We start from the raw sequence: 24,899 nt of genomic DNA, 5'->3' as shown, positions 1-24,899 counted from the left end.
AAGCCAGTCGCATCGCGACTGGCTTGGTCATCATATTGCCATGTCGGCAGGATGAGGAATTACAGCTTGTCTGCGTTCTCAGACAGGTATTTCGCTACGCCGTCTGGTGACGCGCCCATACCGGATTTCCCTTTTTCCCACTGCGCCGGGCACACTTCGCCGTGCTCTTCGTGGAATTGCAGGGCATCAACGGTACGCAGCATTTCATCGATGTTACGACCCAGCGGCAGATCGTTCACCACCTGGTGACGAACTACGCCGTTTTTGTCGATCAGGAAAGAACCACGCAGTGCAACACCAGCTTCTGGGTGCTCAATGCCGTAGGCCTTCTGGATTTCGCGCTTGATGTCAGCAACCATCGCGTATTGCACTTCGCCGATGCCGCCTTTGTCCACAGGGGTTTTACGCCATGCGTTGTGAACAAACTCGGAGTCGAAGGAAACGCCAACCACTTCTACACCGCGTTTCTTGAACTCGGCATAGCGGTGATCGAAAGCAATCAGCTCTGACGGACAAACGAAGGTGAAGTCCATCGGCCAGAAGAAGATCACGGCAGCTTTACCGTTGATGTGCTTCTTCAGGTTGAAATTTTCGACGATTTCGCCACTGCCTAAAACGGCAGCTGCGGTGAAGTCTGGGGCTTGACGAGTTACCAGGACCATAATTACTCCTGTAGATAGCGGTTAATGATCGGATGATATAAAAAACAGCGAGTAGTATAGGGACTCTGCCTAAGTGAATACAGGCAAAGAGACCAATCAATGAGATAGTTTCTGTCTATTGAACTCATCGCTATTTCCTTTCAAGGGGCTAGATTAACCCTTTTGATGGAAAGGACAATACGCCGCGTAGAAAAACGGAAAAGTCGCGATCTTACAGCTGCTGCGCTTTCGCTAATTGCATCATCCGTGGATAAAACTGCCAGAAGAGTGTTTCAAATTGGTGATAGTGCTGCTCGATATCCTGAAAAGAGCCGGACAGCGCCGCCAGTTTCGGACGGCGTACCGACATTCTGTGTAGCACATCGGCGATAAACGGCAGCTCTGCGTAACGGGTCATCCAGCGTTCCGGCCACAGATAGCGATTCAGGTTCTGAAAGCGTTCCGGCGTTTGCGCCAGATGCGGCTCGATTTGTGATTGCGCCTCGTCGATAAAGGCTTGCAAGGGCGTGTCTGGCACCAGCTGTAGCCAGTGACGCGCAAGATAGTGATCCCACAGGACATCCAACGTAATCGGCGAAACGCGGCGGAATTCATCGCTGAAATACTGACGTGCCTGTTTGACTTCCGGCAGGCTGTCGGTCAGCGAATCAACACGACGATGCAGACGAATACCCGCGACGATCTCGTCAGCGTAGCTGTCCTGCGGGTTGCCGCGCACGAAATCCGCCATCAGATTACCTAATAGGGAGCTGTCGGCCAGCGTGGCCAGGTGGAGGTGGGCAAGAAAATTCATCGTGACAGTATATACCTTTTCTATTGGATATCATGCATTCCACGACTCAGGTGCTTATTTCTTGCAGCCATGCGCTTGCGGCTCTAGACTAGGCCGCCCATTTTTAATGTATTACAGCTAAGTGAATTGCCATGCGTGTTACCGATTTTTCGTTTGAACTTCCTGAATCATTGATTGCCCATTATCCACAAGCAGAACGCAGTGGGTGCCGCCTGCTATCGCTGGACGGGCCGACGGGAAATCTGACGCACGGCGTGTTTACCGATTTGCTGGATAAACTGAATCCCGGCGATCTGCTGGTGTTCAACAATACGCGCGTGATTCCTGCTCGTCTGTTTGGCCGTAAAGCCAGCGGCGGCAAACTGGAAGTACTGGTCGAGCGTGTGCTGGATGACCATCGGGTACTCGCGCACGTTCGGGCGTCAAAAGCGCCAAAACCGGGTACGGAGCTGCTGCTGGGCGATGACGAAAGTGTCAAGGCCACGATGACCGCTCGCCACGATGCGCTATTTGAGCTGCATTTCGATGATGATCGTGATGTTCTGTCGATCCTGAATGATATCGGCCACATGCCGTTACCACCGTATATCGACAGGCCGGATGAGGATGCCGACCGTGAGCTTTATCAGACGGTGTATAGCCAACGTCCAGGCGCCGTAGCGGCACCGACGGCGGGCTTGCATTTTGATGAGCCGATGTTGGCCGCGCTGCGCGAGAAAGGCATCGACATGGCGTTCGTTACGCTGCACGTTGGGGCGGGGACTTTCCAGCCTGTGCGCGTCGATACGATTGAAGATCACATCATGCACGCCGAATATGCCGAAGTGCCGCAGGACGTCGTTGATGCTGTTCTGGCGTGTAAAGCGCGGGGAAATCGTGTGATCGCCGTTGGTACTACCTCAGTACGTTCACTGGAAAGTGCCGCGCAGGCCAGCCAGAACGCTGCGATCGAACCGTTCTTCGGCGATACCAAAATTTTCATCTATCCGGGCTATCACTACCGCATTATCGATGCGCTGGTGACCAATTTCCATTTACCCGAATCGACGTTAATCATGCTGGTGTCGGCCTTTGCTGGTTACCAGAACACGATGTCTGCCTACCGCCAGGCGGTGGCAGAGCAATATCGTTTTTTCAGCTACGGTGATGCGATGTTTATTACGCACAATCCGATGGCCGAACAGGAAAACGTGGGCTAAACCCACTTTCCACATAATAGGAACGCCACAGACCACGCTCTGTCAGGCGTTAATACATCATTACCATCAGACTGTTTTTCTGATGCAGGAGGCTAAGTGAAGTACGAATTACAAACAACGGACGGCCGTGCGCGACGCGGTAGATTGATTTTTGAACGTGGCGTAGTGGAAACCCCGGCTTTTATGCCCGTGGGGACGTACGGCACGGTGAAGGGCATGACGCCGGAAGAAGTGAAAGAGACCGGCGCACAGATTCTGCTCGGCAATACGTTCCATTTGTGGCTGCGTCCCGGTCAGGAAATCATGAAGCTGCATGGCGATCTGCACGACTTCATGAACTGGCACGGCCCGATTCTGACGGACTCCGGCGGTTTTCAGGTGTTCAGCCTCGGCGATATTCGCAAGATTACCGAACAGGGCGTGCATTTCCGTAACCCGATCAACGGGGACTCGATTTTCCTTAGCCCGGAAAAATCGATGGAGATTCAGCACGATCTCGGTTCCGACATCGTCATGATCTTTGATGAGTGTACGCCGTACCCTGCCGATTGGGATTACGCCAAGCGCTCTATGGAGATGTCACTGCGCTGGGCAAAACGCAGCCGTCAGCGTTTTGATGAGCTGGAGAATAAAAATGCGCTGTTCGGTATTATTCAGGGAAGTGTTTACGAAGATTTACGTGATGTATCCGTAAAAGGGCTGGTAGACATTGGCTTTGATGGGTACGCTGTGGGCGGTTTGGCTGTCGGTGAGCCGAAAGAAGATATGCACCGTATTCTGGAGCACGTTTGCCCGCAGATTCCAGAAGATAAACCGCGCTACTTGATGGGCGTTGGCAAGCCGGAAGACTTGGTCGAAGGTGTCCGCCGCGGTGTCGATATGTTTGACTGTGTGATGCCAACGCGCAACGCGCGTAACGGGCATCTCTTCGTGACGGATGGCGTAGTGAAAATCCGTAATGCGAAGCATAAAGATGATGTCAGCTCGCTGGATGAACACTGTGATTGCTACACGTGTCGCAATTATAGCCGCGCCTACTTGCATCATCTTGACCGTTGCAACGAAATACTCGGAGCACGACTCAATACCATTCATAACTTGCGTTATTATCAGCGTTTAATGGCAGGTTTACGCCAAGCCATTGAAGAGGGTAAATTAGAGCACTTTGTGGTGGATTTTTACCAACGCATAGGTAAACCGGTTCCACCGCTTGCTGAAAAAGACGTTGCCGCAAGCAACTGATAGTCCGTTTTTTATGCATTGTATCTTGTTATGAATTGTATTTTGTTGTGAAGCGTTTTTACGATTATAAGGTTGATAACTTATCTTTTTGATAGCTTATCTTTTGACAAAAAAGAGGATATTTAAATGAGTCTTTTCATCTCCGATGCTGTCGCTGCAACTGGCGCTCCGGCTCAGGGAAGCCCGTACTCTCTGGTTATTATGCTGGCCGTTTTTGGTCTGATTTTCTACTTTATGATCCTGCGCCCTCAGCAAAAACGTGCCAAGGAACACAAAAAGTTAATGGATTCTATCGGCAAGGGCGATGAAGTCTTAACGACCGGTGGTCTGGTTGGTCGCGTAACCAAAGTGTCCGAAACTGGCTATATTGCGATTGCGTTGAACGAGACCAATGAAGTGGTTATCAAACGTGATTTCGTGGCTGCCGTGCTGCCGAAGGGCACGATTAAGGCCCTGTAATTTCCGATTTTCCCGAAGGGAACTGCCGTGTTAAATCGTTATCCTTTGTGGAAGTACCTGATGCTGGTCGTGGTGTTGTTTGTCGGCCTGCTCTACGCACTTCCTAACCTATATGGTGAGGATCCGGCGGTACAAGTTACTGGCGCGCGGGGAACCGCCGCCAGCGAAACGACGCTGATCCAAGTCCAGAATGTTTTAAAAGAACAGAATATTACCAGTAAGTCGATTGCATTGGAAAACGGTGCAATTCTGGCTCGCTTCTCTAACCCTGATGTTCAGCTCCGTGCGCGTGAAGCGCTCGTTAATGAGCTGGGCGAAAAGTTCGTCGTTGCACTTAACCTTGCACCTGCTACGCCAACCTGGCTGCGGTTGTTGGGCGCTGAACCGATGAAATTGGGGCTTGACCTGCGCGGTGGCGTTCACTTCCTGATGGAAGTGGATATGGATACGGCGCTGGGTAAACTACAAGAACAAACCATGGACTCTTTGCGCAGCGATCTGCGTGAGAAGAACATTCCTTATGCCTCTGTGCGTAAAATTGATAATTACGGTGTCGAAATTCGTTTCCGTGATGCTCAAACGCGTGATGAGGGCATCAACTATCTGACTACTCGTCACCGTAATCTGGTTCTCAGCAGCAGCGGCAGCAACCTGCTACGCGCAGTGATGTCTGATGAACGTCTGCGTGAAGCACGTGAATACGCCGTACAGCAGAACATCAATATCCTGCGTAACCGTGTGAACCAACTGGGTGTTGCTGAGCCTCTGGTACAGCGTCAGGGTGCCGATCGCATCGTCGTTGAGTTGCCGGGTATTCAGGACACGGCGCGCGCGAAAGAAATTCTTGGTGCAACCGCTACGCTGGAATTCCGTCTGGTCAACAGTAATGCTGATGCAACCGCAGCGGCGAACGGCCGTGTGCCGGGCGACTCTGAAGTGAAGAACATGCGTGATGGCTCACCAGTGGTGTTGTTCAAGCGTGTGATTCTGACAGGCGACCATATTACCGATTCGACATCGAGTACGGATGAATACAACCAGCCTCAGGTGAATATTTCTCTGGACAGCGCGGGTGGTAACACCATGTCCAACTTCACCAAAGACAGTATCGGTAAGCTGATGGCGACGCTCTTTGTGGAATACAAAGACAGCGGCAAGAAAGATGCAACTGGCCGTTCGATATTGGAAAAACACGAAGAAGTGATCAACGTAGCGACGATTCAGTCGCGACTGGGTAACAGCTTCCGTATTACCGGCATTGATAACCCGAACGAAGCGCGTCAGCTTTCTCTGCTGCTGCGTGCGGGTGCGCTGATTGCACCGATCCAGATCGTTGAAGAACGTACCATTGGGCCAACGCTGGGGATGCAAAACATCACTCAGGGGCTGGAAGCCTGTTTGTGGGGCTTGATCGCATCGATCCTCTTTATGGTCTTCTTTTACAAGAAGTTTGGTGTCATCGCGACCAGTGCACTGGTTGCTAACTTGGTGTTGATTGTCGGCGTGATGTCGCTGCTGCCAGGGGCGACGCTGACCATGCCGGGTATCGCGGGTATCGTGCTTACGCTGGCGGTGGCTGTCGATGCTAACGTACTCATTAACGAACGTATCAAAGAAGAACTCAGTAATGGCCGCTCCGTGCAACAGGCCATTCATGAGGGCTACAAAGGTGCATTCAGTTCGATTGTTGATGCGAACGTCACGACGTTGATTAAAGTCATCATCCTGTATGCGGTGGGTACCGGTTCTATCAAAGGGTTTGCTATCACGACTGCGATTGGGATTGCGACCTCAATGTTTACGGCGATCGTCGGTACTCGTGCCATCGTTAACCTGCTTTACGGCGGTAAACGTATCAACAAGCTGTCTATCTAGGAGTGCGTTGTGGCACAGGAACAGGAATACAACATTGAACAACTAAACCATGGGCGTAAAGTCTATGATTTCATGCGCTGGGATACATTGGCATTTATCATTTCCGGCCTGCTGATCATTGCTTCTATCGCGATTATGGGTGTTCGTGGTTTCAACTGGGGACTCGATTTTACCGGTGGTACGGTCATTGAGATTAACCTTGAGAAACCGATTGATCTCGATGTCCTGCGTAGTTCATTAGAGACCTCTGGGTTTTCAGAGCCGCAGGTGCAGAATTTCGGTAGCAGCCGTGACGTGATGGTACGTATGCCACCCGTTTCTGGCAGCGAGAACGAAGCGCTTGGAAACAAAGTGCTGAAGGTAGTGAATGAGACCTTCCAGCAGCATGCGACGGTGAAACGTATTGAATTCGTCGGTCCGAGTGTGGGGAGTGATTTGGCACAGGCGGGCGCATTGGCGCTGATGTCAGCGCTGATTGCTATCCTCATTTATATCGGCTTCCGTTTTGAATGGCGTCTTGCTTTGGGGGCTGTACTGGCTTTGGGGCACGATGTGATCATCACGATGGGTCTGTTGTCTCTGTTCTCTATTGAGATTGACCTAACGATCATTGCGTCGCTGATGTCGGTAATTGGTTATTCACTTAACGATAAGATCGTGGTGTCTGACCGTATTCGTGAGAATTTCCGCAAGGTTCGTCGTGGCACACCTTACGAAATTACCAACATCTCTCTGACACAGACGTTGCATCGTACCATCATCACATCGGCGACCACACTGGCGATGATTGTGATCCTTATGGTCTTCGGTGGAGCCTTGTTACATGGCTTCTCGTTGACGATGTTTATCGGTGTGATCATCGGTACGATTTCTTCTATCTATGTTTCTTCCGCTCTGGCGTTGAAACTGGGTATGAAGCGTGAAAACCTGATCGTTCAGAAAGTGGAAAAAGAAGGGGCGGACCAACCGTCTATCCTGCCTTAATTTGCTGACTGTAAACATAAAAAACCCCGCGTTGCTGCGGGGTTTTTTGCATCTTAGCGTTGGGAAATGCGTTCATATCCTAAATAATTCGAGTTGCATGCAGGCGGCGACACAGTGAATCCCCAGGAGCTTACATAAGTAAGTGACTGGGGTGAGCGAGGAAAGCCAACGCACATGCGGCTTGAAGTATGACGGATATATTAAGGGGACTCGGTGGCGGCAACCAGTGGCGGACTTTGTATTTCCTGAACCTGATGTAAACGAACGAAGCCGAGTTCTTCCGGCGACAGACCGCTCAGGCGCAATTCAATAATCGCCTCGGCTTTTGGTAACAGAGTAGGGGAGACGACAAACGACTGTGTTTGCGTGTCGCTAGCTAAAGGCTTACCGCTCACTGGGTCGAGCCGTCCCCAGTCAAGCTGTGCGCCAAAGGCCTGTAACCCCTTCGCATCAAGCGTGCGAATGTGCAGCAACGCGCTTGTTCCGTTCGCTTCCGTCTCGATATTGCGTAACGACACGTTGAGTCTGCCAATACTGCTTTCCAGCACTGTGCTGGTTTTTGCTGCTGGCAGTAAATAAACGCCGGAGGTGGACTGGGAATTCAACGCATTTTGTCGCTCTAATGCCGTGGCCTGATCGGTCAGCGTTTGTAATTGTTGATTGAGCTGGCCTACCTGATTTTGCAATTTTGGCATCTGGCGCTGTTCAGCGCACCCTGCTAGCAAAATGAGCGCTGGCAGGAAGGTCAGTACGCGATATCGGGTTCTCATGTCTGTGGTTCCCCTTTCGATGTTTTTATTCATTGATCCGTTGATCCCTGTTGCTGAGTTTAGCTGCGATTAAGTCTAAGTCATAGGTGAGACAGCTTTTTTCATCCTATTACCGGAAGAGATGCGAACCCCCCCCCGCAACGTCAATCAGGAGTTTTGGTTAGTCCGTTAATTCAGGGTAAACTGTCGCTACGTTTAAGGATTACTGGTCAGGACACATCATGCATTGCCCATTTTGTTCCGCTGTTGATACCAAAGTCATTGATTCCCGTTTGGTCGGCGAAGGTTCGCAAGTACGTCGTCGTCGGCAGTGTCTGGTTTGTCATGAACGCTTCACCACGTTTGAAGTGGCTGAACTGGTGATGCCGCGAGTCATCAAAAGCAATGAAGTACGCGAGCCTTTTAATGAGGATAAATTGCGTAGCGGCATGCTGAAGGCGCTGGAAAAAAGGCCAGTCAGTTCTGATGACGTCGAAATGGCGATTAATCACATTAAATCCCATCTTCGTGCGACCGGAGAACGCGAGGTGACCACCAAGATGGTGGGGAATCTGGTGATGGAAGCGTTGAGAAAGCTGGATAAAGTGGCTTATATCCGCTTTGCATCGGTGTATCGCAGCTTTGAAGATATCCGCGAATTTGGCGAAGAAATTGCGCGTTTGCAGGATTAAGTTGCGTCGACGCAATAGAGATAAGAGGTTCGGGAATGAGCGCTTTTCAGGAAAACGGCTACTTGCCGCAGGATGAATTATACATGGCGCGCGCGCTAGAGCTGGCGCGCCGTGGCTGCTTCACGACAGCACCCAACCCTAATGTTGGCTGCGTGATTGTTCGTGATGGCGAAATTGTCGGTGAAGGCTATCATTTTCGTGCTGGTGAGCCACACGCGGAGGTGCATGCGCTGAGAATGGCGGGGGAGCGTGCACGTGGGGCGACGGCCTACGTCACGTTGGAACCGTGTAGCCATCATGGGCGAACGCCGCCTTGCGCCGATGCGTTGATTACTGCCGGCGTTTCCCGCGTGGTTGCTGCGATGCAGGATCCGAATCCACAGGTGGCGGGTCGTGGTTTGCATCGCTTACAGCAGGCGGGGATTGTCGTCAGCCATGGTTTTATGATGGCTGAAGCAGAGAAGGTGAATGTCGGCTTCCTGAAACGCATGCGGACGGGCTTTCCTTACGTGCAGCTTAAAATGGCGGCGTCTTTGGATGGGCGTACTGCGATGGCATCGGGAGAAAGCCAGTGGATCACCTCACCGCAGGCGCGGCAGGATGTGCAGCGCTTTCGTGCGGAAAGTGCAGCGATTCTGAGCAGCAGTGCGACGGTGTTAGCTGACGACCCTTCTCTCACTGTACGCTGGTCAGAGCTGGAGGCAGATGTGCAGAAACGCTATTCAGAAGCGGATCTCAGGCAGCCCGTGCGGGTGATTGTGGACAGCCAGCAGCGCGTCACACCACAGCATCGGATTGTTAGCCAACCGGGCGAGACCTGGCTGGCGCGCGTGCAGGCGGACGAACAAGCGTGGCCGCAGGGCGTTGAACAAGTGATGCTACCACAGCACAATGGCGGTGTTGATCTGGTTGCGTTGATGATGGTGCTGGGGAGACGGCAGATTAACTCCGTCTGGGTCGAAGCTGGGGCCAGTCTGGCCGGTGCGCTGCTTAATGCTGGCGTTGTTGATGAACTTATCGTTTATCTTGCCCCTAAACTGTTAGGTGAAAATGCCCGTTCGCTGTGCCTCTTGCCCGGACTGGATCAACTGTCTCAGGTACCGGAATTTGATATCGCAGACGTTCGCCAGGTTGGCCCAGATTTGCGATTGCGTCTGAAACCTAAATTCTGATGTGTATGTAAATACGTGGTGCAGGTCCGACAAAACCGGATACGTGCCAACAAAAATTATGATAGAATCCGCCCCCCTGCGGGCCATAAAGACCAGATACAAGGAAAGCTATGAACGTTATCGAAGGTATTGTTGCTACTCCTGATGCCCGTGTGGCGATTGCGATTGCGCGTTTTAACCATTTTATTAACGACAGCCTGCTGGACGGTGCGATTGATGCATTGAAACGCATCGGTCAGGTTAAAGACGAAAACATCACCGTTGTCTGGGTGCCGGGTGCTTACGAACTGCCATTGACGGTTCGTGCGCTGACCAAAAGTGGGAAAAATGGCGGATATGATGCCGTTATTGCTCTGGGAACGGTCATCCGTGGTGGAACAGCGCATTTTGAATTTGTTGCTGGTGAATGTAGCTCAGGCCTGTCCTCTGTTGCGATGGACAGTGAAATCCCTGTCGCTTTCGGCGTTCTAACGACGGAAAGCATTGAGCAGGCGATTGAGCGTGCCGGTACGAAAGCGGGGAACAAAGGTGCTGAAGCTGCTTTGACCGCGCTAGAAATGATTAATGTATTGAAGGCGATTAAGTCAGCCTGATTAAGTAAGGGGAATTCCGTGAAACCTGCTGCTCGTCGCCGCGCTCGTGAATGTGCGGTTCAAGCGCTTTACTCCTGGCAGTTATCTAAAAATGATATTGCCGATGTTGAACACCAATTCCTGAGCGAGCAGGATGTCAAAGATGTCGACATTACCTATTTCCGTGAATTGCTGGCGGGTGTTGCCACTCAGGCTGAGAAGCTTGATCAACTGATGGCACCTTTCCTGTCTCGTCAAATTGAGGAATTGGGACAGGTTGAAAAAGCGATTCTGCGTTTGGCGATGTTTGAGCTGAGCAAGCGCGAAGACGTTCCTTACAAGGTGGCGATTAACGAGGCCATCGAACTGGCTAAAATCTTCGGTGCCGAAGATAGCCATAAGTTTGTGAATGGCGTGCTAGATAAAGCTGCTCCGAGTGTACGGAAAGGCAAGAAGTAAAACGAATCGAATCAGGGCCGGATATCCGGCCCTGATCGCTTTTGAATGATAGGCTGGCTGGAAAGGTTATGGTTGAAGGCGAGTTTGACCTTATTGCCCGCTATTTTAATCGGGTCCGAAGTTCACGTCGCGATGTCGAGCTGGGCATCGGTGATGACTGCGCGTTACTGACGGTGGCAGATAAGCAGATGCTGGCGGTGAGTACCGACACGCTGGTATCTGGTGTTCATTTCCTACCTGATATCGATCCCGCCGATCTGGGTTACAAATCTCTGGCAGTCAATTTAAGCGATCTGGCTGCAATGGGCGCCGATCCTGCCTGGCTTTCTCTGGCCATTACCCTACCTAAAAGCAATAGCCAGTGGCTATCCGCGTACAGCGACAGCTTGTTTGAGCTGCTTGATTACTATGGCATGCAATTGGTAGGCGGGGATACGACACGTGGCCCGTTGAGCCTGACGCTGACTATCCATGGTTTGGTGCCAGCAGGTCGGGCGTTGACGCGCCGCGGAGCCAGAATTGGTGACTGGATTTATGTTACTGGTTCATTAGGCGACAGCGCGGCGGGTCTGGCTATCCTCCAGAATACCCTGCACGTTGAGGATGAAGAGTCGCGTCAGAGATTGATCCAACGTCACCTTCGTCCTCAGCCGAGAATCCTGCAAGGTCAGGCGCTGCGCGATCTGGCCAGCTCGGCCATCGATCTTTCCGACGGCCTCATCTCCGATCTACAGCATATACTTAAAGCCAGCGAGTGCGGCGCGCGTATTAATCTGGATGCGATCCCACAATCTGATTGGCTGCGGGGCTGCGTCGATGAAGAACAGGCGCTGCGTTGGGCGCTATCTGGTGGCGAAGACTATGAGCTGTGCTTCACCGTGCCGGAAATTAACCGTGGTGCGCTGGAACTGGCCTTGGGGCATCTCGGCGCTGACTACACCTGCATCGGGCAAATCGGGCCTTCTTCTGAAGGGCTACGCTTTTTCAGAGATAATAAAGTGACCGAGCTGAACTGGAAGGGGTATGACCATTTTAGCGAGCAAAACTGACTCTGCGGACAAGGCGAAAGGTGCTGAAGTGGCAAAACGCCGCTTACGGCTGAGTAACCCGTGGCACCTGCTGGCAACCGGGTTTGGCAGCGGTCTGTCTCCCTGGATGCCGGGTACGGTAGGCTCGCTGGCGGCGATTCCACTGTGGTACCTCATGTCGTTCCTGCCGCTTGAATTGTATTCGCTGTTGGTCATGCTGAGCATTTGCATCGGTGTTTACCTGTGCCATCAGACCGCGAAAGATATGGGCGTTCACGATCACGGCAGCATCGTCTGGGACGAATTTGTCGGCATGTGGATTACCCTGATGGCGATCCCAGTGGATAAATGGCAATGGGTGGCAGCTGGGTTTGTCGTCTTCCGCTGTCTGGATATCTGGAAACCCTGGCCGATTCGCTGGTTCGATCGCAACGTGCATGGCGGCATGGGGATCATGATCGATGATATTGTCGCGGGGGTGATCTCTGCGGGTATTATCTACTTCATCGGCTATCACTGGCCGATATTCTGACGCTATTGTGTTATTGAACGACTGACATTATTGAACCGGGGCCATGTGCCCCGGTTATCGTTAACGGCTTATTCCATCCACTGTGCGATTCTGCGTTCGATGCCAGCGGCATCCAGACCCAGATCGGCACGGATTTCTTCCTGAGAACCTTGTGGGATAAAGACGTCTGGTAGCCCAATGTTCAGCACCGAGACAGCAAGGCGTTTCGCCATCAGGAATTCATTCACGCCGCTCCCTGCACCGCCCATGACCGCATTCTCTTCCAGCGTCACAAACGTGCTGTGGGACTGCGCCAGCTCTTCAAGTAACGCTTCATCCAGTGGCTTAACAAAACGCATGTCGACGAGGGTGGCGTTTAACTTCTCTGCCGCAATCTGGGCTTCTGGCAATAGCGTCCCGAAATTCAGGATTGCGATCGTTTCGCCCTGACGACGTACCACGCCTTTACCGATTGGCAGTTCTGAGAGTGGCGTCAGCTCCGTCCCCGTACCGTTTCCGCGCGGATAGCGCACCGCCGTAGGGCCTTTCTGGTAGTGATAGCCCGTGTGCAGCATCTGGCGACACTCATTTTCATCGCTGGGCGTCATGATGATCATGTTCGGGATACAGCGTAAGAAAGAGAGATCGAACGCGCCCTGATGTGTTTGTCCATCCGCCCCCACAATACCGCCGCGATCGATAGCAAACAGAACGGGTAGATTCTGGATTGCCACATCGTGAATGACCTGATCGTAGGCACGTTGCAGGAAAGTGGAATAAATAGCGACAACCGGATGATAACCACCGACAGCCAGACCAGCAGCAAACGTGACGGCATGCTGTTCGGCAATCGCGACGTCAAAATATTGTTGTGGATAGTCGCGGGAGAATTGCACCATGCCCGAACCTTCGCGCATTGCAGGCGTGATTGCCATCAGCTTGCTGTCTTTGGCGGCTGTTTCTTGTAGCCATTGACCGAAGATTTTGGAATAGGTGGGTTGGGCACCTTCTTTGCTTTTCGGCAATGTACCGCTGGCCGGATCGAATTTCGGCACGGCGTGCCAACTGATCGGATCCTGCTCGGCAGGGGCGTAACCTTTGCCTTTCTTCGTCATGATGTGCAGGAGCTGCGGGCCTTTCAGGCTGCGCATATTTTTCAGCGTATGCGCTAGCGCCTGAACGTCGTGGCCGTCAACTGGGCCGATATAGTTAAAACCCAGCTCTTCAAATAGCGTGCCCGGCACGACCATGCCTTTAAGGTGTTCTTCGGTGCGTTTTACCAGCTCTTTGATAGGCGGTAGGCCGGATAAAACCTTTTTACCGCCTTCGCGCAGGCTGGCGTAGAGCTTGCCGGATAACAGCTGTGCCAGATGGTTGTTCAGTGCTCCGACGTTTTCTGAAATCGACATTTCATTGTCGTTCAGCACAACCAACAGATCGGATTTGATATCGCCCGCGTGGTTCATCGCCTCAAAGGCCATGCCTGCGGTAATCGCGCCGTCGCCAATCACACAAACGGTACGGCGGCCTTTGCCTTCACGCTCGGCCGCAACGGCCATGCCCAGTCCAGCACTGATTGAGGTGGATGAATGCCCGACGCTTAATACGTCATAGTCGCTTTCATCACGCCATGGAAAAGGGTGTAAGCCGCCTTTTTGGCGGATCGTTGAAATACGATCGCGACGACCGGTAATGATCTTGTGCGGATAAGCCTGATGGCCGACATCCCAAACCAGATGATCGAAAGGGGTGTTATAGACGTAATGCAGTGCAACCGTTAATTCAACCGTCCCTAACCCTGAAGCAAAATGGCCGCTTGAACGGCTGACGCTGTCCAGCAGATATTGGCGCAGCTCATCGCACAGCTTTGGCAGGCTCTCTTTTGGCAACAACCGAAGTTCATCCGGTGTTTCCACTAACGCCAATGTAGGGTACTTCGCGGTATCAAAACTCATTAGAGACTCATTAGGTAATTACTTATCGCGTTCAACGATGAAATTCGCCAGCGCTTGTAATGGGGCAATATTCAGGGGAATTGAGCTGGATGCGACGAGGTCGTCAAGCGATGCCAGTGATTCCTGATAGAGCTCCTGTGCTTTTTTTCGTGCGTTATCTAACCCCAGTAAACTGGGATAGGTGCTTTTACCTAGCTGCTGGTCTGCACCCTGACGTTTGCCTGTCGTCGCGCTATCGCCAACAACATCGAGAATATCGTCCTGAACCTGAAAAGCGAGCCCAATCGCATTAGCGTAGCGATCCAGATGGGGCAACGCGTCACGGCCTGCTTCACCGGCTGCTAGCGCGCCTAGTCGGACTGCCGCGCGAATCAAGGCACCGGTTTTGTGGCGGTGAATCCGCTCTAATGCGGCCAGATCGACCTGATGACCTTCCGCTTCCAGATCGAAAGCCTGACCACCGCACATGCCTGCAACCCCGCTGGCGTGAGCCAATTCTGAGAGCATCGCCAGCCGATCGCGGTCAGAGACCTGTGGCATCGGTGCATCGGTCAAAATGGAGAACGCCAGCGTTTGCAATGCATCACCTGCCAGAATGGCATTAGCTTCACCAAATTTGATGTGGCAGGTCGGCTGCCCACGGCGTAAATCGTCGTCGTCCATCGCCGGTAGATCGTCATGAATCAATGAATAAGCATGGATACATTCGACTGCCGCAGCAGGGGCATCCAGACTCTCTAACGGCATACCAAACAGTTCGCCAGTAGTATAAACCAGAAACGGGCGCAGGCGTTTGCCTCCTAAGAGTGAGCCATACTCCATCGCATTGACCAGTGGACTACGCTGAAAGGGGAGGTCGGCGATGAAATTCCCCAACATACGGTTCGTGCGTTGGTAATGCGCATTCAGTTTCGTGCTGAAATCGGTCATAGCGAGTCGTTATCCGGCGTAAACGGTGACAGCGGCGCTTCGGGATCGTCGCTCAGCAGGATTTGTACGCGCTGTTCTGCCTGTTGCAGTTTTTGCTGACCCTGGCGAGCGAGCTGGATGCCATGCTCAAACTCATTTAGCGCATCGTCCAGCGGCAGTTCGCCTGATTCTAGGCGGGTAACGATTTTTTCCAGTTCGTTCAGCGAGCTTTCAAAGCTGACTGGCTGCTCGGTCTTCTTAGGCATAGTGGTTTCAGAATCCTGGTGTTATACGCCGTTGGCTTGTGGCGGCAGAGCGTGGTGTTGCGTGTGGTCATCCGTGGATGCGCAACAATTATACGGTTAAAGCGCACAGTATATCTTCATATAATGATATACTCCGCGCCTTGGATGCTATTGGTAAAATCATCCCTGTTCTGGCTGATTTTACCGATAACGTGATTTTAGTGCTCAGGGTAAATTTATTTACGCCTTTCTGACCAAGTAACGACAGCCACCATGAAGTTTATCATTAAATTGTTCCCGGAAATCACCATCAAGAGCCAATCTGTGCGGTTGCGCTTTATCAAGATTCTAACCGGAAACATTCGCAACGTATTAAAACACTATGATGAAACGCTGGCGGTTGTCCGTCACTGGGATCATATCGAAGTTCGGGCCAAAGACGAAAGCCAGCGTGAGGCAATTCGTGATGCGCTGACAAGAATTCCCGGCATTCACCATATTCTGGAAGTTGAAGATCACGCCTATACCGACGTGCACAATATCTTTGAACAAGCGCTGGCGTTGTACCGTGAGCGGTTGGAAGGCAAGACGTTTTGTGTGCGAGTGAAACGCCGCGGTAAGCATGAATTCAGCTCACAGGACGTAGAACGCTACGTCGGCGGTGGTTTGAACCAGCACATTGAAACGGCGCGAGTCAACCTCACTGCACCGCAGGTCACCGTGCATCTGGAAATCGAGCAGGACCGTCTGCTGCTGATTAAGGGGCGCTATGAAGGTATCGGCGGTTTCCCGATCGGTACGCAAGAAGATGTGCTGTCACTGATTTCCGGTGGTTTCGATTCCGGCGTATCCAGCTATATGTTGATGCGTCGCGGATGTCGTGTGCATTACTGCTTCTTCAACCTTGGCGGTGCAGCACATGAGATTGGAGTGAAACAGGTCGCACACTATCTGTGGAATCGCTTTGGTAGCTCACATCGGGTGCGTTTTATTGCTATCGACTTCGATCCTGTCGTGGGTGAAATTCTCGAGAAGGTCGACGACGGCCAAATGGGCGTCGTGCTGAAGCGCATGATGGTGCGTGCGGCCTCCAAAGTTGCTGAGCGCTACGGTGTTCAGGCGCTGGTGACTGGGGAGGCGTTAGGGCAGGTGTCCAGCCAGACGCTGACCAACTTACGTTTGATCGATAATGCCTCTGACACGCTGATTCTGCGTCCGCTGATTTCTCATGATAAAGAACACATTATCAAACAGGCTCGTGAACTCGGAACAGAAGATTTCGCCAAAACGATGCCGGAATACTGTGGTGTAATCTCGAAAAGCCCGACGGTGAAGGCGGTGAAAGCGAAGATTGAGGCCGAAGAAAGCCACTTCGATTTTGCTATCTTGGATCGCGTGGTGAGTGAAGCTCGGAATATTGATATCCGTGAGATCGCCGAGCAGACCAAGCAAGACGTGGTTGAAGTGGAAACGGTCGCGTCGTTTGCGCCAACCGACGTGCTGCTGGATATCCGTGCGCCGGATGAGCAGGACGATAAGCCGATTGAACTTGATCAGGTCGAAATCAAATCCTTACCGTTCTACAAGCTGGGTACGCAGTTTGGCGATTTGGATCAGAGCAAAACCTATCTGCTCTACTGTGAGCGTGGCGTGATGAGCCGCTTGCAGGCGCTATACCTGCGTGAGCAAGGTTTTACCAATGTGAAGGTATACCGTCCGTAATTAATATAGAAAGGCGCGCAAGCGCCTTTTTCATCTACGCTAATCGCGATAGTTATGAATTCCCGGTGGCAGGATGAGCTGTGCGGCGACTTCGGCGGCTTTTTCTTTTCCCAGCAGCAAATCAATGATCTTCAAAGCGAAATCCATGCTGGTGCCTGGCCCCTGCGTGGTTAACAGATTCACACGCGGATCGTAGACGACGCGCTTTTCCATCCATTTTTCTGGCGCAATCTTATCCTTAAACGCCGGATAACCCGTCATATTTCCCACGGGGAACAATTGGTGATACTCCAGTACCAGCGCAGGCGTTGCACACATCGCAGCGACAATTTTCCCGTCCAGATGCGCTTGTCGAATGCATTCCACCAGTATTGGGCTATCGCGGAAGCACTCCGCACCTTGCAGTCCACCCGGTAACACCAGCACATCGAAAGGCCGATCGGCGACGGTAGCCAGTGGGGCATCTGCCAGTAGCCTTACTCCACGCGAGCAGACGATTTCCAGATTGCCATCGCTGGCTACGCTGGCAAGCGTGACCTGAATACCTGCCCGGACAAGCAAATCGATGGTCGTGACGGCCTCAGTTTCTTCACTACCAGGTGCCAGACACACCAGTGCCGATGCGGTCATAATCATTTTCCTTTTGCTTAATGTAGTCAAACAGACGAGCATTTTCGGGGAGCGTCAGGCCGTGGAGACGCGCACGGTGCAGTAAATACCCGGTAATGTAATCAATTTCGGTATGCCGCTGGGCGATGATGTCCTGCAACATCGATGAGGTGTTTGCCGCCGTGTTCTGAATAATTTGATTCACGTATAGCAGCAGACTATCTCGTGATGTATGGAAGCCTTCTCGTTCCATGACGCTGGCCACTTCCTGACAAAGTGACACAATCAGTTCCGGGTAGGCAGAAAGCTCACCATTAGTGCAGTGATATTTCACCGTCAGCGGATTGATAACGCAGTTAGCCGCCAGTTTCAGCCAGCAGGTGGCGCTAATGTTGGTGTGCCAGGCCACATCAGGCAAAGCCTGATGCAGTACTTCAGCTAAATGGCTTTGACTGCTGTCACCGTTAAATGTGCCAATATGCGTTGTGCCTGCCGCAACGTGTACGACGTTATTGATGTCGCGTCGGGCGGCGTGGGTGGTGATGCCGAGCACCAGTGGCTGCTGCAACGACGGTAATTCTTCCCGCGTGCCCATCCCATTGTGTAAAAGTAGAATCGTGCACTGTGGGTTGAGCTGCGGCAACAGCACGGTAATGGCATCGGAAACCTGCCAGGCTTTTAGCGTCACCAGCAGAAGTTCGCTTTGGGCAAGGTGATCGGGGTCGTTCGCTGTCAGGTTGAGATTACAGTGCTGACCGTCCAGCATAGTGACATTGACTGGACAATACGGTTGCGGAATGCGCAGCCATCCCTGGACATCATGCCCTTGCTGATGCAACGCGGCGAGCCAAAGTTGACCTAGCGCGCCACAGCCAAGAACGGTGATTTTCATGTACGTCTCCCCTATTTGATGCGGGCGCTGTCGTTCTGCCATGATAGGCTATCATTCATGTCACGATCCTGTGTTATTCGGCCTGTTTGCCGGATGCCGAGTAAAAATCGGGATTGTGTCTGGCATCTTGCTTATCGCAGAAGAGCGGTTATTATGCTCGCCAGCCAAATTTGTCAGGAGAGCGAATTATGCCATCTTTCGATATTGTTTCGGAAATTGATATGCAGGAAGTCCGTAACTCGGTGGAAAATGCGACGCGCGATCTGAGCACCCGTTGGGATTTTCGTAATGTTCCGGCCAGCTTTGAACTGAATGAGAAATCACAGAGTATCAAAGTGGCCAGCGAGTCTGATTTTCAGGTACAACAGCTGGTTGATATTCTGCGTGAAAAGCTGGTTAAGCGGGGTATTGAAGGCGGTTCACTGGAAATCCCAGAAGAAATGGAACACAGCGGAAAAACGTACAGCGTGGAAGCGAAGCTGAAGCAAGGTATTGAAACGACGCTGGCGAAGCAAATCATCAAGCTGATTAAAGACAGCAAGCTGAAAGTGCAGGCGCAGATTCAGGGTGAACAGGTTCGCGTCACCGGTAAATCACGTGATGATTTGCAGGGCGTGATGGCGTTGATTCGTGGCGGAAATCTGGGGCAGCCGTTCCAGTTTACCAACTTCCGCGATTGATACCTTTAGTCAGCCGCCGATGAACCGAAAGGCCAGCAAAAGCTGGCCTTTCTATTTAGTTCTGTCCTACCAACTGTTCTAGCTGCTGCCGATTGGTCTTTTTGTTGTCGATCTTCACATAGGCGCTGTATTCATCCGGCACAATAACCACTTCTGCAACGCCGGATTGGGTACGAATTTTCTGTTCCAGTTCACTATCCTGCAAGGCTAAATCAGACAGCGTGATTCTCAGGCTACTGAGATAAGGCGGCTCTTGCATGGTGAAGCTGACGAGTAGCCAGATGGCCGCAATGGCCGCGCCAGCCATAAAGACGGCAGACGCGCCATAAAGCTCAAACAGGCCGCCGCCGAGGCTTCCGCCAATTGCCACACCGATAAACTGCGTGGTGGAATAAACGCCCATCGCGGTGCCTTTATATCCTGCTGGTGATTCCTTGCTAATCAGCGATGGCAGTAGCGCTTCCATGACGTTGAAGGCCAGGAAGAACAGCTGTACGCCGATGATAATTTGCCAAAGATGGTTACCCGCCGCCCATAAGACAACCTCTGAGGCGATCAGCACCACGATACAGCCGATGAAGACCTGCTTCATTCGTCTTTTCACTTCAGCATAAATGATAAAAGGCACGACGCCGACAAAAGAGATCAGCATCGTGACCAGGTAGACTTTCCAATGGTCCTGCGGTATCAAGCCCACAGATTCCATTACGCGCGGCAGGGCGACGAAGCTCGACATCAATAGAATATGCAGACACATGATGCCGATATTCAGTTTCAGCAGGCGGCTATTGCTGAGCACTTTGCGGAAACTGCCGCGCACCATCGCCGATTCTCGATTCAGAACGTGTGCAGGCGCAGAAGGAATAAAGGTCAGCGTGATGACAATGCCTGCGAGTGACAGAAGGGCGATGCCCCAGAAGAGCGCCTGTAAACCGAAGGCATGGGTAATGATAGGCCCAACGACCATGGCGATAGCAAAGGTGACGCCGAAGCTCACGCCGATAAACGCCATGGCTTTGGTTCGGTTCTGTTCACGCGTCAGGTCAGAAAGCAGCGCCATAACGGCAGCGGAGATTGCCCCTGCGCCTTGCAGTGCCCGGCCAAGGATAATGCCCCAGATAGAGTCGCCCAGTGCAGCAATGACGCTGCCGAGAGCAAAAATCAACAATCCCCCAACGATCAGGGGTTTTCTGCCGATGCGGTCAGAGGCTAGGCCAAAGGGAATCTGGAAAATAGCCTGCATCAGGCCATAAATACCGATGGCAATACCGATCAGCGCTTCACTGGCGCCCTGTAAGGCCATGCCGTAAGTCGTTAGCACAGGCAGCACCATGAACATGCCAAGCATGCGCAGTGAAAAAACGGCTCCCAAACCCCATGTGGCACGTAATTCGCCAGGGGTCATTTTATTATCGTTCATGTGTACCTCTGAAAAGCAATTGCCACTATTTTAGTGCGTTCTTGGTCAGACAGTAAACGATAGGTTTGTTACGTGATTTGGCGGAGGAGACCGTAGGGGAGGGGAAAAGAAAAAAACGCAGGGGCATTTTCCAACATTGCGTGACGGTCTGAAGGGGACGTGCAGAAAATAGGACATAAAAAAACAGGCGGACAAGCCACCTGTTTTTCTTAATGTATGTAACGCTACTTGTGATTAACGCAGGTAGGTCAGCATGATTTCATGCGCGGGTGCCATTGAATCCACAGACATCATGACGCTCAGTGACGTAATCGCGACAATGGAGAAAACAAACAGTTTTCTTGCCCATACACGGTCATCAATCGCATTTTTATAGCCTGACAGCGCCATACCCAACCACCAGACGCTCACTGCTGCGGCAACGATCAGATATTTATAGCCGGCATAGCCGCCGAGAGACAGCATTAGCGTCGCTACCGCAAACGCTACGATATAGAGCGTGATGTGGTGTTTCGCAACGGAGATGCCTTTCACAACAGGCAGTACCGGGATGTTGGCGGCCTGATAATCCTTGAAGCGGAAAATCGCAATCGCGTAGGAATGCGGCATCTGCCACAGGCTAAAGATCAGCAGCAGAATCAACGCGCCAGCGTCGAACTGGTTGCTGACGGCACAGTAACCGATAACCGGTGGTGCCGCGCCAGACAAGCTGCCAATCAGCGTGCCATAGACAGAATGCCGCTTCATGTACAGACTATACACACCGACATACACCACGAAGCCCATCACCGCCAGCCACATGGCCAGCGGGTTAGCCGCGATGTAAAGCAGAGCAAAGCCCGCAATACCTAACAGCGATGCGTAAACCAGCGTTACCTTCAGCGAAATCAGTCCCTTTACCAGAACCCGATTTTTGGTTCTCTCCATTTTCTTGTCGATGTCGCGGTCAATGACGTTGTTAAACACGCAGCCAGATGCAACGACTAACGACACACCCACGAGGGTGGCGAAAAACAGGGGATAATCAATGCGGCCTTGGGCCGCAAGGAGAAATCCACCGATAACGGAAATCAGATTTCCGAAAATAATTCCTGGTTTAGTAACTTGCAGGTATTGCTTAATCATCTTTTACGGCTCTGTTACTGGATCATCATATTGTGGTGTGCGCTCATCATAATCCAGATGGAGCCCACGACGACAATAGCGATAATCAGGACGGCAAACACAAGAGCCACCACGTTCCAGCGCTCTTCTGAGGACGTATTCAGGTGCAGGAAGTACACCAGATGCACCAGAATCTGAACCACTGCACATCCCACCACCGTGAAAAGAATGGCGCTATGTGAGGCAGTGCCGCTCATGACCATACTGAAAGGAATCACTGTCAAAATTACTGACAGTACAAAACCTATTACGTATGACTTGACGCTGCCGTGGCTAGCACCTGAATGATCGGTTGTTGAATGACTCATTAGATTGCCCCCAGCAGATAAACAACGGTGAAGACACAGATCCACACCACGTCAAGGAAGTGCCAGAACAGGCTCAGGCACATCAGACGTGTTTTGTTGGTTGCCGTCAGGCCACGTTTGGACACCTGAAGCATCATGATGACCAACCAGATCAGACCGCCCGTTACGTGGAGCCCGTGAGTGCCGACCAGTGCGAAGAAGGCGGACAGGAACGCGCTGCGATCCGGGCCATAGCCTTCCACGATCAGGTGATGGAATTCATAGATTTCCATCCCGATAAACACCAGACCGAACAAGAACGTTATGCCCAGCCAGGCATTAACCTGAGATTTGTTACCCTTGTTCATGGCGATCATCGCCATGCCATAGGTAATACTACTGAACAGCAACGCGAACGTTTCTACCAGCACGAAGGGCAGTTGGAAAATGTCCTTCCCGCTTGGGCCACCTGCGGTACCGTTAACCAGTACCGCATAGGTCGCGAACAGTGACCCGAAAATAATCAGGTCGCTCATCAGGTAGACCCAGAAGCCGAATACTTTATTGGCGCCTGTGTCGTGGTGCCCATGCTCGGCATGGGCAGTATTGTGGTTAGTCAGAGTTTCAGTTGACATGTTTCACGCCTGCCTTACTGAGTTGATCAAAATTCTGATTCTCAATTTGCTCAATTTCTTTAACCGGCACGTAGTAATCCACGTCTTGATTAAAGCTATGCACAATCCAGGTCACAATCATGCCTGCGAAGCCAGCGATGGCCAGCCACCAGATATGCCAGATCATGGCAAAACCGAATACCAGGCTGAATGCGGAGATAATCACACCGGCGCCGGTGTTCTTCGGCATGTGAATCTCTTCATAGCTGGCAGGGCGCTTGTAAGCTTCACCTTTCTCTTTCGCTTCCCAGAACGCATCACGTTCGTCAACATGCGGCACGACAGCGAAGTTGTAGAACGGTGCAGGAGAAGAGGTTGCCCACTCCAGCGTACGTCCACCCCACGGATCGCCCGTCAGGTCACGGTTCTGGTGACGGTCACGGATACTGACGTAGAATTGGATCACCTGACACAGCACACCGATACCGATCAGCACTGCACCGATGGATGCCACAACCAGCAAGGCGTGGAATTCAGGGTTGATTTGCTGGCTCAGACGACGCGTCATCCCCATGAAGCCGAGGACGTACAGCGGCATGAAGGCAACGAAGAAGCCAATAATCCAGAACCAGAACGCACGTTTACCCCAGGTTTCGTTCAGGGTGAAACCAAAGGCTTTCGGGAACCAGTAAGTAATACCTGCGAAGCAACCGAACACCACACCGCCGATGATCACGTTATGGAAGTGAGCAATCAGGAACAGGCTGTTGTGCAGGACAAAGTTCGCGCCTGGTACGGCCAGCAGTACGCCGGTCATCCCACCGATGGTAAAGGTGATGATGAAGCCCGTGGTCCACAGCATCGTGGAGTGAGACTGAATACGGCCTTGATACATGGTGAACAGCCAGTTGAAGATTTTAACCCCGGTTGGGATTGAAATAATCATGGTGGCTATACCGAAGAAGGCGTTGACGTTCGCGCCGGACCCCATGGTAAAGAAGTGGTGCAGCCAAACGATGAACGACAGAACCGTAATCGCAATAGTTGCCCACACCAGTGAGGTGTAGCCAAACAGACGTTTTTTACAGAAGGTGGCAACCACTTCGGAGTAAACACCAAAGATCGGCAGCACCAGAATGTAAACCTCAGGATGACCCCATGCCCAAATCAGGTTGATGTACATCATCATGTTGCCACCCATATCATTGGTAAAGAAATGGGTGCCGAGGTAACGGTCAAGCGTCAGCAGCGCAATGGTAACGGTCAATATTGGGAATGCGGCAATGATCAGCACGTTGGTACACAGTGCCGTCCAGGTAAATACTGGCATTTTCATCAGCGTCATGCCAGGTGCGCGCATCTTCAGAATGGTGGCGAAGAAGTTAACACCTGTCAGCGTAGTACCGATACCGGATATCTGTAGACTCCATATCCAGTAATCGACCCCGACGCCGGGACTGTACTCCTTTCCTGAAAGCGGCGGATACGCCACCCAACCCGTCTGTGCGAACTCACCTACCCCGAGAGAGAGGTTGATCAAGATAACGCCCGCAACAAACAGCCAGAAGCTAAGGGAGTTCAGGAAGGGGAAAGCAACGTCACGCGCACCGATCTGCAAAGGAACCGCAAGGTTCATCAGACCAACGACGAACGGTGTCGCCACGAAGAAGATCATGATCACACCGTGCGCGGTGAAAATCTGATCGTAGTGGTGAGCGTTTAGGAAGCCTTCTTGCCCAGCAGAGGCCAGCACCTGCTGGCCACGCATCATGATGGCATCGGCAAAACCACGTATCATCATCACCAGACCGACGATGATGTACATGATACCGATTTTCTTGTGGTCGACGGAGGTGAACCATTCGGCCCACAGCCATTTCCACTTGCCGAAATAGGTTATTGCCGCTAGCAGCGCAAGGCCGCCAACGATGATCGCCGCCACGGTGACCATAATAATGGGTTCGTGATACGGAACCGCATCGAGTGTAAGTTTTCCGAACATCGT

The 24,899-nt window shown here is 52.1% G+C and carries 26 protein-coding genes; 13 read left to right on the top strand and 13 right to left on the bottom strand.

All coding sequences use genetic code 11. The features are described from left to right. Positions 1 to 59: 59 nt before the first annotated feature. Together H0248_RS12715 and H0248_RS12710 are read right to left on the bottom strand one after the other, a co-directional pair. A complete protein-coding gene (locus tag H0248_RS12715; RefSeq protein WP_010299049.1) occupies positions 60 to 662 on the bottom strand; it encodes a peroxiredoxin C in 603 nt (200 codons plus the stop codon). Positions 663 to 873: 211 nt separating this feature from the next. Further along, entirely contained in the window at positions 874 to 1,455 is a 582-nt protein-coding gene (locus tag H0248_RS12710) for an acyl carrier protein phosphodiesterase (RefSeq protein ID WP_039274427.1), read from the bottom strand. A 131-nt stretch (positions 1,456 to 1,586) separates the two neighbouring features. On the opposite strand from H0248_RS12710, the gene queA reads away from it, so the two are divergent. The 5 genes from queA (at position 1,587) to secF (ending at position 7,214) form a co-directional block, all read left to right on the top strand. Beyond that, on the top strand, positions 1,587 to 2,654 hold the full coding sequence (queA, locus tag H0248_RS12705) for a tRNA preQ1(34) S-adenosylmethionine ribosyltransferase-isomerase QueA (protein WP_039511016.1): 1,068 nt from the start codon (positions 1,587 to 1,589) through the stop codon (positions 2,652 to 2,654). A gap of 96 nt (positions 2,655 to 2,750) precedes the next feature. Beyond that, positions 2,751 to 3,896 (top strand): tRNA guanosine(34) transglycosylase Tgt, encoded by a 1,146-nt coding sequence (gene tgt / locus H0248_RS12700; protein ID WP_014914511.1) that lies wholly within the window; start codon positions 2,751 to 2,753, stop codon positions 3,894 to 3,896. Positions 3,897 to 4,022: 126 nt separating this feature from the next. After that, positions 4,023 to 4,355 (top strand): preprotein translocase subunit YajC, encoded by a 333-nt coding sequence (yajC, locus tag H0248_RS12695; RefSeq protein WP_010282033.1) that lies wholly within the window; start codon positions 4,023 to 4,025, stop codon positions 4,353 to 4,355. Positions 4,356 to 4,382: 27 nt separating this feature from the next. Then, positions 4,383 to 6,230, top strand: coding sequence for a protein translocase subunit SecD (secD, locus tag H0248_RS12690; RefSeq protein ID WP_071822569.1), 1,848 nt, complete (start codon positions 4,383 to 4,385; stop codon positions 6,228 to 6,230). Positions 6,231 to 6,302: 72 nt separating this feature from the next. Further along, positions 6,303 to 7,214 carry a protein translocase subunit SecF gene (gene secF / locus H0248_RS12685; protein WP_219609161.1) on the top strand — a complete coding sequence of 304 codons (912 nt, stop codon included), beginning with the start codon at positions 6,303 to 6,305 and terminating at the stop codon, positions 7,212 to 7,214. Between the two features lie 200 nt (positions 7,215 to 7,414). Here the strand turns inward: secF and H0248_RS12680 are convergent, their stop codons facing one another. Continuing rightward, positions 7,415 to 7,984 carry a SadB/YajI family lipoprotein gene (locus tag H0248_RS12680; protein ID WP_180786224.1) on the bottom strand — a complete coding sequence of 190 codons (570 nt, stop codon included), beginning with the start codon at positions 7,982 to 7,984 and terminating at the stop codon, positions 7,415 to 7,417. A gap of 221 nt (positions 7,985 to 8,205) precedes the next feature. On the opposite strand from H0248_RS12680, the gene nrdR reads away from it, so the two are divergent. The 6 genes from nrdR (at position 8,206) to pgpA (ending at position 12,418) form a co-directional block, all read left to right on the top strand. Then, complete coding sequence (gene nrdR / locus H0248_RS12675) at positions 8,206 to 8,655, top strand: transcriptional regulator NrdR (protein WP_005975999.1); 450 nt, start codon at positions 8,206 to 8,208, stop codon at positions 8,653 to 8,655. A 35-nt stretch (positions 8,656 to 8,690) separates the two neighbouring features. Next, positions 8,691 to 9,827, top strand: coding sequence for a bifunctional diaminohydroxyphosphoribosylaminopyrimidine deaminase/5-amino-6-(5-phosphoribosylamino)uracil reductase RibD (ribD, locus tag H0248_RS12670; RefSeq protein ID WP_180786191.1), 1,137 nt, complete (start codon positions 8,691 to 8,693; stop codon positions 9,825 to 9,827). A gap of 110 nt (positions 9,828 to 9,937) precedes the next feature. After that, complete coding sequence (ribH, locus tag H0248_RS12665) at positions 9,938 to 10,420, top strand: 6,7-dimethyl-8-ribityllumazine synthase (protein ID WP_180786190.1); 483 nt, start codon at positions 9,938 to 9,940, stop codon at positions 10,418 to 10,420. A gap of 18 nt (positions 10,421 to 10,438) precedes the next feature. Further along, positions 10,439 to 10,858: a transcription antitermination factor NusB gene (gene nusB, locus H0248_RS12660; RefSeq protein WP_010282066.1), complete on the top strand. Its 420-nt coding sequence runs from the start codon at positions 10,439 to 10,441 to the stop codon at positions 10,856 to 10,858. Positions 10,859 to 10,926: 68 nt separating this feature from the next. Next, a complete protein-coding gene (thiL, locus tag H0248_RS12655; RefSeq protein ID WP_180786189.1) occupies positions 10,927 to 11,907 on the top strand; it encodes a thiamine-phosphate kinase in 981 nt (326 codons plus the stop codon). Beyond that, the gene (gene pgpA, locus H0248_RS12650; RefSeq protein WP_039284188.1) at positions 11,882 to 12,418 is read left to right on the top strand and encodes a phosphatidylglycerophosphatase A; all 537 of its coding nucleotides are present in this window, start codon (positions 11,882 to 11,884) and stop codon (positions 12,416 to 12,418) included. Before thiL ends, pgpA begins: the two co-directional genes overlap by 26 nt. A gap of 68 nt (positions 12,419 to 12,486) precedes the next feature. On the opposite strand, the gene dxs is transcribed toward pgpA, so the two are convergent. From dxs to xseB, 3 genes are read right to left on the bottom strand one after another with little or no spacing between them, the layout of a single operon-like run. Beyond that, entirely contained in the window at positions 12,487 to 14,352 is a 1,866-nt protein-coding gene (gene dxs / locus H0248_RS12645; RefSeq protein ID WP_180786188.1) for a 1-deoxy-D-xylulose-5-phosphate synthase, read from the bottom strand. An 18-nt stretch (positions 14,353 to 14,370) separates the two neighbouring features. Further along, entirely contained in the window at positions 14,371 to 15,282 is a 912-nt protein-coding gene (gene ispA, locus H0248_RS12640) for a (2E,6E)-farnesyl diphosphate synthase (RefSeq protein ID WP_180786187.1), read from the bottom strand. Further along, on the bottom strand, positions 15,279 to 15,527 hold the full coding sequence (xseB, locus tag H0248_RS12635) for an exodeoxyribonuclease VII small subunit (RefSeq protein WP_010282080.1): 249 nt from the start codon (positions 15,525 to 15,527) through the stop codon (positions 15,279 to 15,281). Before xseB ends, ispA begins: the two co-directional genes overlap by 4 nt. Positions 15,528 to 15,779: 252 nt before the next feature. On the opposite strand from xseB, the gene thiI reads away from it, so the two are divergent. Then, the gene (gene thiI, locus H0248_RS12630) at positions 15,780 to 17,228 is read left to right on the top strand and encodes a tRNA uracil 4-sulfurtransferase ThiI (RefSeq protein ID WP_180786186.1); all 1,449 of its coding nucleotides are present in this window, start codon (positions 15,780 to 15,782) and stop codon (positions 17,226 to 17,228) included. A gap of 39 nt (positions 17,229 to 17,267) precedes the next feature. On the opposite strand, the gene yajL is transcribed toward thiI, so the two are convergent. Beyond that, on the bottom strand, positions 17,268 to 17,858 hold the full coding sequence (gene yajL, locus H0248_RS12625) for a protein deglycase YajL (protein ID WP_161528394.1): 591 nt from the start codon (positions 17,856 to 17,858) through the stop codon (positions 17,268 to 17,270). Then, positions 17,821 to 18,729, bottom strand: coding sequence for a 2-dehydropantoate 2-reductase (panE, locus tag H0248_RS12620; RefSeq protein WP_180786185.1), 909 nt, complete (start codon positions 18,727 to 18,729; stop codon positions 17,821 to 17,823). The genes yajL and panE overlap by 38 nt, the downstream gene beginning before the upstream one ends. Positions 18,730 to 18,917: 188 nt before the next feature. On the opposite strand from panE, the gene H0248_RS12615 reads away from it, so the two are divergent. Continuing rightward, on the top strand, positions 18,918 to 19,409 hold the full coding sequence (locus tag H0248_RS12615) for a YajQ family cyclic di-GMP-binding protein (protein WP_180786184.1): 492 nt from the start codon (positions 18,918 to 18,920) through the stop codon (positions 19,407 to 19,409). Positions 19,410 to 19,464: 55 nt separating this feature from the next. Here H0248_RS12615 and H0248_RS12610 read toward each other — a convergent pair whose 3' ends face one another. The 5 genes from H0248_RS12610 to cyoB form a co-directional block, all read right to left on the bottom strand. Further along, positions 19,465 to 20,829: an MFS transporter gene (locus tag H0248_RS12610; RefSeq protein ID WP_180786183.1), complete on the bottom strand. Its 1,365-nt coding sequence runs from the start codon at positions 20,827 to 20,829 to the stop codon at positions 19,465 to 19,467. Between the two features lie 234 nt (positions 20,830 to 21,063). Next, positions 21,064 to 21,954 (bottom strand): heme o synthase, encoded by an 891-nt coding sequence (gene cyoE, locus H0248_RS12605; RefSeq protein ID WP_010282097.1) that lies wholly within the window; start codon positions 21,952 to 21,954, stop codon positions 21,064 to 21,066. Between the two features lie 14 nt (positions 21,955 to 21,968). After that, positions 21,969 to 22,301, bottom strand: a complete 333-nt coding sequence (locus tag H0248_RS12600) for a cytochrome o ubiquinol oxidase subunit IV (protein ID WP_010282099.1) — start codon at positions 22,299 to 22,301, stop codon at positions 21,969 to 21,971. Then, entirely contained in the window at positions 22,301 to 22,915 is a 615-nt protein-coding gene (locus H0248_RS12595) for a cytochrome o ubiquinol oxidase subunit III (RefSeq protein WP_180786182.1), read from the bottom strand. The genes H0248_RS12600 and H0248_RS12595 overlap by 1 nt, the downstream gene beginning before the upstream one ends. Continuing rightward, positions 22,905 to 24,896, bottom strand: a complete 1,992-nt coding sequence (gene cyoB, locus H0248_RS12590) for a cytochrome o ubiquinol oxidase subunit I (RefSeq protein WP_119873853.1) — start codon at positions 24,894 to 24,896, stop codon at positions 22,905 to 22,907. Before cyoB ends, H0248_RS12595 begins: the two co-directional genes overlap by 11 nt. Positions 24,897 to 24,899: the final 3 nt, after the last annotated feature.

The sequence above is a fragment of the Pectobacterium brasiliense genome (assembly GCF_013449685.1).
Taxonomy (GTDB): domain Bacteria; phylum Pseudomonadota; class Gammaproteobacteria; order Enterobacterales; family Enterobacteriaceae; genus Pectobacterium; species Pectobacterium brasiliense_A.
The sequence above is the reverse complement of the archived record's forward strand: the minus strand, read 5'-3'. Positions and strand labels throughout refer to the sequence as shown.